The 10,829-nt window shown below is 69.8% G+C and carries 11 protein-coding genes and 2 pseudogenes; 8 read left to right on the top strand and 5 right to left on the bottom strand.

Features of this window, described 5'->3' with window-relative positions:
* A partial coding sequence (locus ADBZ6I_RS12465; RefSeq protein ID WP_526384259.1) for an NAD(P)-dependent oxidoreductase occupies window positions 1–658 on the top strand: 658 nt, incomplete at its 5' end.
* 47 nt (window positions 659–705) lie between these two features.
* Window positions 706–1,026 (top strand): annotated as a pseudogene (locus ADBZ6I_RS12460) (carboxymuconolactone decarboxylase family protein); the annotation flags it as partial.
* Window positions 1,027–1,039: 13 nt separating this feature from the next.
* Here ADBZ6I_RS12460 and ADBZ6I_RS12455 read toward each other — a convergent pair.
* On the bottom strand, window positions 1,040–1,438 hold the full coding sequence (locus ADBZ6I_RS12455) for a hypothetical protein (RefSeq protein ID WP_526384257.1): 399 nt from the start codon (window positions 1,436–1,438) through the stop codon (window positions 1,040–1,042).
* Between the two features lie 39 nt (window positions 1,439–1,477).
* Between ADBZ6I_RS12455 and ADBZ6I_RS12450 the strand changes: the two are divergent.
* The 3 genes and pseudogenes from ADBZ6I_RS12450 to purD form a co-directional block, all read left to right on the top strand.
* Window positions 1,478–2,014 (top strand): annotated as a pseudogene (locus ADBZ6I_RS12450) (carboxyl transferase domain-containing protein); the annotation flags it as partial.
* A gap of 71 nt (window positions 2,015–2,085) precedes the next feature.
* Window positions 2,086–2,895 (top strand): hypothetical protein, encoded by an 810-nt coding sequence (locus tag ADBZ6I_RS12445; protein ID WP_526384255.1) that lies wholly within the window; start codon window positions 2,086–2,088, stop codon window positions 2,893–2,895.
* A 65-nt stretch (window positions 2,896–2,960) separates the two neighbouring features.
* Window positions 2,961–4,229, top strand: a complete 1,269-nt coding sequence (purD, locus tag ADBZ6I_RS12440; RefSeq protein WP_526384253.1) for a phosphoribosylamine--glycine ligase — start codon at window positions 2,961–2,963, stop codon at window positions 4,227–4,229.
* 118 nt (window positions 4,230–4,347) lie between these two features.
* Here purD and ADBZ6I_RS12435 read toward each other — a convergent pair whose 3' ends face one another.
* The gene (locus ADBZ6I_RS12435) at window positions 4,348–5,166 is read right to left on the bottom strand and encodes an alpha/beta hydrolase (RefSeq protein WP_526384251.1); all 819 of its coding nucleotides are present in this window, start codon (window positions 5,164–5,166) and stop codon (window positions 4,348–4,350) included.
* Between the two features lie 68 nt (window positions 5,167–5,234).
* On the opposite strand from ADBZ6I_RS12435, the gene ADBZ6I_RS12430 reads away from it, so the two are divergent.
* Window positions 5,235–5,843: a TetR/AcrR family transcriptional regulator gene (locus ADBZ6I_RS12430; RefSeq protein WP_526384249.1), complete on the top strand. Its 609-nt coding sequence runs from the start codon at window positions 5,235–5,237 to the stop codon at window positions 5,841–5,843.
* Between the two features lies 1 nt (window position 5,844).
* Window positions 5,845–6,831, top strand: coding sequence for an SDR family NAD(P)-dependent oxidoreductase (locus ADBZ6I_RS12425; RefSeq protein ID WP_526384247.1), 987 nt, complete (start codon window positions 5,845–5,847; stop codon window positions 6,829–6,831).
* On the opposite strand, the gene ADBZ6I_RS12420 is transcribed toward ADBZ6I_RS12425, so the two are convergent.
* Complete coding sequence (locus ADBZ6I_RS12420; protein WP_526384245.1) at window positions 6,828–7,556, bottom strand: DUF429 domain-containing protein; 729 nt, start codon at window positions 7,554–7,556, stop codon at window positions 6,828–6,830. The two genes, ADBZ6I_RS12425 and ADBZ6I_RS12420, sit on opposite strands and share 4 nt — an antisense overlap.
* Window positions 7,557–7,581: 25 nt before the next feature.
* Here ADBZ6I_RS12420 and purB point away from each other — a divergent pair, with 25 nt between their 5' ends.
* Window positions 7,582–9,000 (top strand): adenylosuccinate lyase, encoded by a 1,419-nt coding sequence (gene purB, locus ADBZ6I_RS12415; RefSeq protein WP_526384243.1) that lies wholly within the window; start codon window positions 7,582–7,584, stop codon window positions 8,998–9,000.
* Window positions 9,001–9,035: 35 nt separating this feature from the next.
* Here purB and ADBZ6I_RS12410 read toward each other — a convergent pair whose 3' ends face one another.
* Together ADBZ6I_RS12410 and ADBZ6I_RS12405 are read right to left on the bottom strand one after the other, a co-directional pair.
* Window positions 9,036–9,896, bottom strand: a complete 861-nt coding sequence (locus ADBZ6I_RS12410; RefSeq protein ID WP_526384261.1) for an endonuclease domain-containing protein — start codon at window positions 9,894–9,896, stop codon at window positions 9,036–9,038.
* A 66-nt stretch (window positions 9,897–9,962) separates the two neighbouring features.
* Window positions 9,963–10,589 (bottom strand): hypothetical protein, encoded by a 627-nt coding sequence (locus ADBZ6I_RS12405; protein WP_526384241.1) that lies wholly within the window; start codon window positions 10,587–10,589, stop codon window positions 9,963–9,965.
* Window positions 10,590–10,829 lie beyond the last annotated feature (240 nt).

Here is a 10,829-nt window from a genome sequence, read left to right as displayed (position 1 = left end):
CGTGCTCGACGACGCCCAGGTGCGCGAGGTGGTGGCTGAACTCGCCGGGCACGTGTCGCCCGGAACCGTGATCGCCATCCACTCCACCATCGCCGACGGCACCGCCGCAGAGCTGGCGGACAGGCTCGCGCCCAACGGGATTCACGTCATCGATGCGCCGGTCAGCGGGGGCGGCGCGGCGGCCGCCAACGGTCAGCTCGCCACTATGGTCGGCGCCTCCCGCGAGGTGTACGAACGGGTCAAGCCGGTGTTCAAACAATGGGCGTCGCTGGTTATCCACGCCGGCGGACCCGGCGCGGGAACCCGGATGAAACTGGCCCGCAACATGCTGACGTTCACCGGCTTCGCCGCGGCAAGCGAGGCGATGCGCCTGGCCGAGGCGGCGGGCCTGGACCTGCAGTCGCTCGGGCGGGTGGTGCGCCACACCGACGCCCAGACCGGCGGCCCCGGAGCGATCATGATCCGCGACAACGTGCACGAGATCGAGCCCGGCCACTGGCTGTACGACATGTTCACGCACACCCGCGGGCTCGGCGAGAAGGACCTGGATCTGGCGGTGCGGCTGGGGGATTCGCTGGGTCTTGAGTTGCCCCTGGCCCACATCGCGCGACGTGACCTGGCCGACGGCTTAGGCGTGCCGAACCGGACAGAGGAGTGAGGGTGGCCGAACACACCGACGACGTGCGCCGTAAAGGGCTGGACAAGATGAAGGAGGTCTACGGCTGGGACATGCCCAACCTGCCGGGCGACTACTTCGCGTTGACTGCCGATCATCTGTTCGCCGACATCTGGAGCAGGCCCGGACTGTCCATGCGCGATAAGAGAATCATGACGCTTTCGGTCGTCACCGCCCTGGGTCTGCCCGATCTGGCGGAGATTCAGGTCAGCGCCGCCCTGCACAACCAGGAGATGACCGCCGAGGAACTGCGGGAGATGGCCATCTTCATCACCCACTACGTCGGCTTCCCGCTCGGCTCGACGTTCAACTCCGTCGTCGAGAAGGTTGTGGCCAAGCGAAAAAAGGCCCCGTAAAAAGCCGCTAGCCGACCGCCGCGCTGTAGCCGATCGCGCCCAGGATGAAAACCCCGACGACGGCCGCCAGGGTGCCGACGGCGAACGGCCACGCGGGTTTGCGACTCGCCAGTCGGACAATGGTGAGAATCAGGCCCACCAAACCGACCAGCGCGGCCCCCAGGATCGCCGTCATCACCGCGGTCACCGCTCCCTGCGGGCTGCAGGTCGAGGGCGGACAGTGATCCAGAAAAGCCAGGCCGGACAGGGCCATCAAGGATCCGACCCCACCGATCGCCACGGTGCACACCATGGCGATGACGGAGATCGCCACGTCGGCCCCGCTGCGCGGCGGTGGGGGCGGCGGGTAGGGGTACGGATACGGGGGCGGATAGGGCGGATAGGGCGGATACGCGGGATATCCCATGCATACGGATGGTACGGACGGCGGCGGTAGGTTCGCCTGATGAGCGATGAGCACCTGGACGAACTCCTGCGCCGTCGTGCGCTCACCGCCGACGCCGCCCGGCCGGACGCCGTTCAGCGGCGCCACGCCGCCGGGGGCCGGACCGCGCGGGAGAACATCGACGACCTGGTGGACGCCGGGTCCTTCGTCGAATACGGCCGGTTCGCCCTTGCCGCACAACGCAGCCGCCGCGACATCGATGATCTGATCGCCCGCACCCCCGCCGACGGGCTGATCGGCGGAACGGCCCGGGTGGACGGCCGGCCGTGCGCGGTGCTGGCCTACGACTACACCGTGCTCGCCGGGACGCAGGGCGTATTCGGCCACCGCAAGAAAGACCGGCTGTTCGAACTCATCGAGCGGATGCGGCTGCCGACTGTGTTCTTCGCCGAAGGCGGAGGCGGGCGCCCCGGTGACACCGACTACCCGACGGTGTCCTCCCTGGAGGTGCGGGCCTTCGCACTGTGGGCGGCGCTGTCGGGCGTGGTGCCGCGGATCGCGGTGGTCAAGGGACGCTGCTTCGCCGGCAGGTTCGTCGACACCTGGTGACTCCCGGCTGCGGGTTTGCGGCTCGCCAGTTGTTCGGACGGCGGCGGTAGGTTCGCCTGATGAGCGAACGGTGCCGAACGCCGGTGGGTGACAGGTTGGCCTTGGTCGCGCTGCGCGGGCGAGCGGACCTGCTGGACCAGATCCTCGCGCCGGCGATCCACGGGCTGTGGCCGGACTTCATGCATGACCCGGTTGCCAAGATCTATTTCGAGAGGCTGCGGTTCGAGGAGCTCGGCTTCGAGGACTGCCGCGATACCGCCTTCGCGGTGGTGGAGCCGGAGCGGCCCGATATCGCCGTCGGCCGCGCGTTGGCAGTGCCCTTCGCCTGGGTGGGCGTGCCGGGACGAGAGGCACTGCCTGACACCGGCTGGGACGGCGTCCTGCGCTGGGCCGTTGAGGACCGCGCGCTCGGGCGCACGCCGGACGCGCTGAGCGCGCTGGAGATCACCCTGCTGCCCGCCTATCGCGGCGCCGGCGGCTCGGCGGTCGTTCTCGATGCGATGCGCCGCTGCGCGGCGGACCGCGGGTTGCGGTACATGGTCGCCCCGGTGCGCCCGACGGGGAAAGCGGCGGAGCCGCTGACGCCGATGCAGGACTATGCGTATCGGGTGCGTGAGGATGGGCTGCCCGTCGATCCCTGGTTGCGCGTGCATATCCGAGCGGGCGGACAGATCGAGAAGGTGGCGCCCCTGAGCCAGACGATCCCCGGCACGCTGGCGCAATGGCGGGACTGGACGGGGCTGCCCTTCGACGTGACCGGTCCCGTGCTGGCGCCGGGCGCACTCGCGCCGGTGCATTGCTCGGTCGAACATGACCATGCGGTCCTTGTCGAGGCGAACATCTGGGTCCAACACGTAGTGCCGGCCTGATCCGGGGGACGTTCCCCTTGGTGCGACTGGTCGTCTGGTGACCGCCCTGGCTAGGGTGTGACATCGTGCGCGTCCTCGTCATCGGGTCCGGTGCCCGCGAACACGCCTTGCTCGTCGGTCTGAAGCAGGATCCCGGGGTGGACTTCCTGGCGGTGGCGCCCGGCAACGCCGGCACCGCCGCCCTGGCCCAGCAGTACGACGTCGACGCCGCGTCCCCGGACGACGTCGTCGCGCTGGCCCGTCGGATCGACGCCGATCTGGTGGTGATCGGGCCGGAAGTGCCGCTGGTCCGCGGTGTGGCCGACGCCCTGCGCGCGGCCGGGATCGCCTGCTTCGGGCCGTCGCGGGACGCCGCCCGCATCGAGGGTTCCAAAGCCTTCGCCAAAGACGTGATGGCTGCCGCGGGAGTGCGGACCGCGGCCAGCGAAACGGTGGACGAACCCGCTGAACTCGACGCCGCCCTGGACCGGTTCGGCCCGCCGGCGGGGCAGCGGGCGTGGGTGGTCAAGGACGACGGACTTGCCGCGGGCAAGGGCGTGCTGGTCAGCGCCGATCGGGACGCCGCCCGCGCGCACGCCGTCGACGTGCTGGCGGCCGGCCACCCGGTGCTGCTGGAGTCGTTCCTCGACGGCCCCGAGGTGTCGCTGTTCTGTCTGGTCGACGGCGCCACCGTGGTGCCGCTGCTGCCGGCCCAGGATTTCAAGCGCGTCGGCGACGGCGATACCGGTCCGAACACCGGCGGTATGGGCGCCTACGCCCCGCTGCCGTGGCTGCCCGACTCGGTGACGGCCTTGATCGTGCGTGATGTCGTCGAGCCGGTGGCCGCCGAGATGGCCCGGCGCGGCTGCCCGTTCTCCGGGCTGCTGTACGCCGGGCTCGCCATCACCCCCGACGGCCCCGCGGTGGTCGAATTTAATTGCCGCTTCGGCGATCCCGAGACCCAAGCCGTGCTGGCGCTGCTGAAGTCGCCGCTGGGCGAGCTGCTGCACGCCACGGCCACCGGGGCGTTGGCCGCATTCCCGCCCTTGCAGTGGCAGGACGGGTACGCGGTCACCGTGGTGCTGGCCGCGCAGAACTATCCCGGATCGCCAAGGGTGGGTGACATCATCACCGGCGCCGAGAGCGACGGTGTCCGGCACGCCGGCACCGCCCGTCGCGCCGACGGGGCGGTGGTCTCCTCCGGTGGCCGGGTGCTGTCAGTGGTCGGCACCGGAGCCGACCTGACTGCGGCGCGGGAGGCGGCCTATCGGATCTTGGCGCCGATTACGCTGTCCGGCAGTCACTTCCGCACCGACATCGCGCTGGGTGCTGCCGAAGGGCGGATCGCCTTGTGACAGTGGAACCACCGGCGATCGACCGTCGCGCCGCCTTCCGGGCTCAGCGGGCCGATGTGCTGGAGTTCTGCGAATCGGTGCCGGGTTCCTCGACGCTATCAACGTCATCTGCGCGCGTTCAGGCGGTGAGCAGCGGCGCCGTCCAGGCGATCTCACCGGGCAGTTGTGCGGTCCAGTAGCCGGCGTCGTGGCCGCCGGGGGAGAAGCCGCCGGCCGGCGGGGTCGGCAGCTGGGCGATGAATTCCTGGGTTGCCGCGTAGAACGGGTCGCTGGTGCCGCAGTCGATCCGCAGCGGAATCGAACCGAGGGCCGGCAGGCCCCACACGCTGTTGGCGGCGAAGTCGTCGGCGCCGTCGAACGCGCCCGGCGCGGCCGCTCCCGCCGAGAGCCACAGGGCCGGACTGACCGCGCAGATGGCGGCCGTTCGCACCTGGCCGAGGCGAGCCCCCAGCAGCAGAGCGCCGTAGCCGCCCATCGACCAGCCCAGGAAGCCGACCCGTGAGGTGTCCAAACCCTGCTCGGCGAGCATCGGGATCAGCTCGTCGGTGACCATCGCCCCGGCGTCCTCACCGGATGCGCGCCGGTGCCAGTAGCTTCCGCCCCCGTCGACGGCCACCACCGCGAACGGCGGCAACCCGGCGGCCACTGCCTGGGCCAGGCCGCCCTCGACACCGCCGGCCATCACCGACGCCGCGTTGCTGCCTTTGCCGTGCAGTGCGATCACCGGACGCAGCGGGGCGGCCTGGCCCGGTGGTCGGGCGATCGCCCAGTTGGTCGGGATGCCGCCGCGGGCGGCGGAGATGAAGGTGCCGGTCACCATGGTCGGTGCGGTCGGGGCGGCGGAGGCGAGGGGATTGCGCACCGAGGTGCCGAGTGCGGCCGCGCCCACAGCTCCGGCGCCCAGTCGAAGCACAGACCGGCGCGTGATGTCGGGCATTGCCACATAGTGTCCGAAGGTCACTTCTTCGGGCAATTCTGGGTGCCGTTCGCGGTGCTGCTGGCAGCATGTCAGCCGTGACGGCAGCGGTGACACCGAAGGGCGAGCGACGGCGGTTCGCGCTCGTCTGTGCTGCCGGTGAGTTGTTGTGCGAGGGTGGATTCCAGGCCGTCACGCACCGTGCGGTCGCTGAGCGGGCCGGTTTGCCGCTGGCGTCCACCACCTATTACTTCACGTCATTGGACGAACTGATCGAGGCGGCCGTCGAACATCTCGGCACCGCTGAGGTCGCCGAGCTCCGAGAGCGGGTCCAGGCTTTGCCACGGCGCCGCCGGGGAGCCGAGGCGGCAGCCGACCTTCTGGTCGACCTGCTGGCCGGTGAACCCAATCGGGAGCAGTTGATTTCGCGCTACGAGCGGTACATCGCCTGCGCCCGCCATCCGGCGATGCGCGGGGTGGAGCGGCGACTGCTGCAAACCCGCGTCGAAGCGGTCACCGAAGCGATGGGGCGCTCCGGCCGTCGCGCCCGGATCGACATGATGACCGCGCTGCTGTACGCCGTCGACGGAGCGGTGGCTTCGGCGCTGATTGACGACCATGACGGGGCGGGCCAGAGTGTTCGTGACACTCTGGTTGACGTGGTTGACGTGCTGGCTCCTAGCGACGATCTGGTCTGACATGGCGTTCCCGAATGTCCCCCGTCCGGTGACGGGCATCATCGACGGCGCGATGGACCGCGCTCTGGTGCTCGGCTACACCAGGATCGGATCCGGACTGCGGCGGCGTTGGTGGCCTGCCGACCCGGCCCCCGATGCCCTGGTGGGCAAGCGGGTCCTGGTGACCGGCGCCACCGCGGGGATCGGGCTGGAGATGGCCCGCGCCTTTGCCCGCCTGGGTGCCACCGTGCACCTGCTGGGCCGTAATCCGGAGAAGGTCCGCGGGTGCGCTGCCCAGATCTGCGAAGAGGCGCCGGGCGCCGACGTCATCGGTGAGGTCTGCGACGTCTCCGACTTGGACGCGGTGATGGCCTGGACCGCCGATTTCGCCGGCCGGGTGCCCGCTCTGGACGGTCTGGTGCATAACGCCGGCCTGATGCCCAAGGAGCGGCTGACCACGCCGCAGGGTCATGAACTGCAACTGGCCACCCACATCCTCGGTCCGCACCTGATAACCGAACGGCTGCTCGGGCTGCTGCGCGCTTCCCGCGGCGCCTCGGTGGTGTTCGTGTCCTCCGGCGGTATGTACAGCGCCCCGCTGGTGGTCGAGGATCTGGAGTCCAACCACGACTACAACGGGGTGCGCACCTACGCCCGGACCAAGCGCATGCAGGTGGTGCTGGCCGACGCCTGGGCCCACCGCCTGGCCGGCACCGGCGTCAAGGTGGAGAGCATGCACCCGGGATGGGTGGACACCCCCGGTGTGGCGGAGTACCTGCCGCGGTTCCGGGTCATCACCCGCCCGCTGCTGCGTGAGCTGGCCGACGGTGCCGACACCGCGGTGTGGCTGGTGGCCACCCGGCCGGAGTCCAAGCCGGGACACTTCTGGCACGACCGCGCGCAGCGGCCGACGACGTTCGGCTGGCAGCGCCCGGAGAACCCGGCGAAGGTGCGGCGGTTCCTGCATCAGCTCAGCGATCTGACCGGCACGTCCAAGTCGTGGGCTTAGGACCTCAGCGACGGCGTGACGATGCAGCCGGTTTCGGTATCGCCGTAGATCGTGACGTCGTGGGGGCGCTGCGCGGCGTACCGCGCGATATAGGCGCACAGCACGGCGTCGATCGGGTCCTCGGCCCGGCGTAACTGCGTCTTGCTGGTGGCCGCGCCGACCGATTCGGTCAGCGTCGCCCACGCCGGTGAGCGCAGCTGCATGGGCGGATTCGCCGCGCTGAGATCCTCAAGAAAACCGATGAGCCGCAACAACTCTGAGCGAAGTTGCGTGAGATTACGGCCGAGCTTCTGCTTGTACTTCAGCGTCTTGGGTAGCCCGAACAACACCACACTGGCGGCGTGCGGGTAGACCTCCAGTGCGCGCCGTGCCCGCGGGGAGCGGGGGTCGAGATCCAGGTCCAGTTCCGCGCACAACCATGAGCCGCGGCCGCCGTCGGCGAACCAGGCCAGGCCGGTGTTGGCCGGATGCGCACCGGCGTCGAAGCGCCGGAAGTCACGGTTCAGCTCGGACTCGCAGGGCCGGTTGCCGCTGGGGTTGGTCACCACCAGTGGGGCGTCGACGGCCACCACGCAGTCACCGGTCACGTAGGGGCGCAACTGGGCCAGGACGTCGTCGTCGTCACCGGCCACACCCACGTGACACAGCGCGCCGGAGGAGTCCAGGACGGCCACTCCCGTCGGGCTGCGCCGGCCCCAGGCCAGGTCGACTCCGACGTAGTGCATGAGGAGAACCGTAAACTTTCCGCTCGTGACAATCCCGAATGTCCTGGCCAGCCGCTACGCCAGCGCCGAGATGGTCGCCATCTGGTCGCCCGAGGCGAAGATCGTCGCCGAGCGGCGGCTCTGGTTGGCGGTTCTGCGCGCCCAGCGTGAGCTCGGTGTGGACGTGCCGGACGCCGCGGTGGCCGACTACGAGCGCGTCCTCGACCAGGTGGACCTCGCCTCGATCGCCGCCCGCGAGCGGGTGCTGCGCCACGACGTGAAAGCCCGCATCGAGGAGTTCAACGCACTCGCCGGGCACGAGCACGTGCACAAAGGTATGACCAGCCGGGACCTGACCGAGAACGTCGAGCAGTTACAAATCCGGCACTCCCTGGAGCTGGTGCACGCCCATGGCGTCGCGGTGGCCGCGCGGCTGGCCGATCGTGCCGCGGCCTACCGGGATCTGGTGATGGCCGGGCGCAGTCACAACGTCGCCGCCCAGGCCACCACGCTGGGCAAGCGGTTCGCCTCCGCGGCGCAGGAAACCGTCATTGCGCTGAGCCGGGTTCGCGAGCTTCTCGACCGCTACCCGTTGCGCGGGATCAAGGGGCCGATGGGCACCGGCCAGGACATGCTGGACCTGTTCGACGGCGACACCGCCCGGCTGGCCGAACTGGAAAGCCGGGTAGCCGATTTCCTCGGGTTCGCCGCGGTGTTCGACAGCGTCGGCCAGGTCTACCCCCGCTCGCTGGACCACGATGTGCTGTCCGCCCTGGTGCAGCTGGGGGCAGGCCCGTCATCGATGGCGCACACCATCCGTCTGATGGCCGGGCATGAACTGGTCACCGAAGGCTTCGCGGACGGTCAGGTGGGCTCGTCGGCCATGCCGCACAAGATGAACACCCGCAGCTGCGAACGGGTCAACGGTCTGCAGGTGGTGCTGCGCGGGTACGCGTCGATGGCCGCGGAACTGGCTGGGGCGCAATGGAACGAGGGCGACGTGTTCTGCTCGGTGGTGCGCAGGGTGGCGCTGCCGGACGCATTCTTCGCCATCGACGGCCAGATCGAGACGTTCCTGACGGTGCTGGCGGAGTTCGGCGCCTACCCGGCGGTGATCCAGCGCGAACTCGACCGCTACCTGCCGTTCCTGGCCACCACCAAGGTGCTGATGGCCGCGGTGCGGGCCGGCATGGGCCGGGAGGCCGCCCACGAGGTGATCAAGGAACATGCCGTGGCCGTCGCGCTGGCGATGCGCGAGCGCGGCGCCGAGCCGGATCTGCTCGACCGGCTGGCCGCCGACCCGCGGTTGCCGCTGGACCGGGCGGCGCTGGAGGCGGCCCTGGCCGACAAGAAGTCCTTCACCGGGGCGGCGGGTGATCAGGTGGATGCCGTGGTCGCGGCGGTCGACGAGTTGGTCAGGGCGAACCCGGACGCGGCTTCCTACTCCCCAGGCGCCATCCTCTAACCGATTTCGGTGCATTTGCGTGCGCTGAGCGCTCGCTAGCGCACCGAAATCGCGGCGCGAATCGCCGCCAGAACACCCTCAGGGTGCCCGGTGATGTCCAGCCAGGTGAATCGCAGCACCTGCCAACCCTGCAGGGACAGCCAATTCTGCCGCGAGCGATCATTCTGGAAAGCCTGCCGATCGCTATGGAACGCCCAGCCGTCGATCTCAATGGCCAGCCGCTGCGCAGGGAACGCGAAGTCGACGAAGTAGGGGCCGACTGTGAAGTTGGCGTGCCATCCGCTGATCCCCGCGGTCCGCAGTAGTCGAACCACAAGACGCTCTGCTTCCGACCGTGCGCCGCCGGCGGCGGCCTGAAGCATCCGCCGCGCCGCGGCTGCGCCGTAGCGGCCCCGATTACGGACGTGTGTCCGCTGTAGATCCGCGAGGTCGACCCGACGTTGCAGGGCGGAGTCCATAATCTTCGGCCCTCCACCCCTTCGGGCCGAAGCCTCCAACACCGTCAACGCCAGTCCGGTCACACGCAGGCCACGGTCCTCGAATACGTCTCGCTCGTCTAGGTCGCGCCGGCGAAGTGTGATCCCTGGGCTGCCTCGGCCGCTGGCCGTGCGTGGCACCGTGACTTCCACTACCGCAGGCTCGAGTGTCATCAGGCCCAGCCACCAGGCGGCGGCCAGTCCGCTGGCGACGGCTCGGGGACCGCGACCCCACACCGCAGCCCGCAGTCGCGCGGCGGCAGTGAAAGGCCGATCGTCGACGAAGTACACACCTGACCCGCAGCGACGCCACTGTCCCGAGCGCACTTTCCGGCGGACTGCGAATTCGCTGATGCCCGCACGCCTGGCCTGAGCGAGCGTGATGACGCCGTCGTGGCGGCGTAGATAATTCTCGATCACATGGTCGTGGACGGCCTCTCGGCCCAAACGGTTCCCTTCGGTGCATTTGCGTGCGCTGAGCGCTCGCTAGCGCACCGAAGTCACCCGGGCGACGCCGGCGGAGCGCAACTCCAGCGCCGCCAATCCCCGGACAGCGTGCGGATCCTGCCGGCGCCACGCACCGACCGGGTCCTCGTTGACCGCGGTCAGCCGGCGCAGCGGGCGATTGGCCAGCGCCCGCAGCGCCAGCAGCTGCTCACCCGCCGGGGTCTGCGCCAGCGCGATCACCGTCCACTTGCGCCGGAAGAACCGGATGCGAAGAAACAACCACGGCATGCCGATCGCCATGATCGGCGGCGCCGCCACCGCGATGGCCAGCAGCACCGCCAGCCAGGTCGCGGTGGTGTTCAGGTTCTGCCCCGCCCCGGCCAGGTCCAGAGCCGCTTCGCTGGCGGCGCGCAGCGGTGTGGCCACCGCATCGCCGACCAGCGGAATGCGGTCGGCGCTGTCCCCGGCCGAACTCAGGTTGTCGGAGATGCCGGTGGCACCGTCCTTGACCTGGGTTCCCACCGTGGCGATCTCGGCGATCGCGCGGTGCACCCCCAGACCCACCATCACCCAGACGGTGATCCAGGCGGCGGCGAGCAGGTCGCTGATCAACTGGGCGGTCAGCCGGCCTGGTGTGGTGGCATAGGGCAGGAAACGCGACTTCATGGGTTCGATCCCAGCACAGCTGAGCCGTCTGCGGCCTCAGACCGATGGCGTGGCTCCTCAGCGGCTCACTTCGTTGCGCCGCATCGTCGCCCCGCTAGACCGATGGCGTGGCTCCTCAGCGGCTCACTTCGTTGCGCCGCATCGTCGCCCCGCTAGACCGATGGCGTGGCTTCTCAGCGGCTCACTTCGTTGCGCCGCATCGTCGCCCCGCTAGACCGATGGCGTGGCTCCTCAGCGGCT

The organism is Mycobacterium sp., assembly GCF_044342925.1.
Lineage (GTDB): Bacteria > Actinomycetota > Actinomycetes > Mycobacteriales > Mycobacteriaceae > Mycobacterium.
The sequence above is the reverse complement of the archived record's forward strand: the minus strand, read 5'-3'. Positions and strand labels throughout refer to the sequence as shown.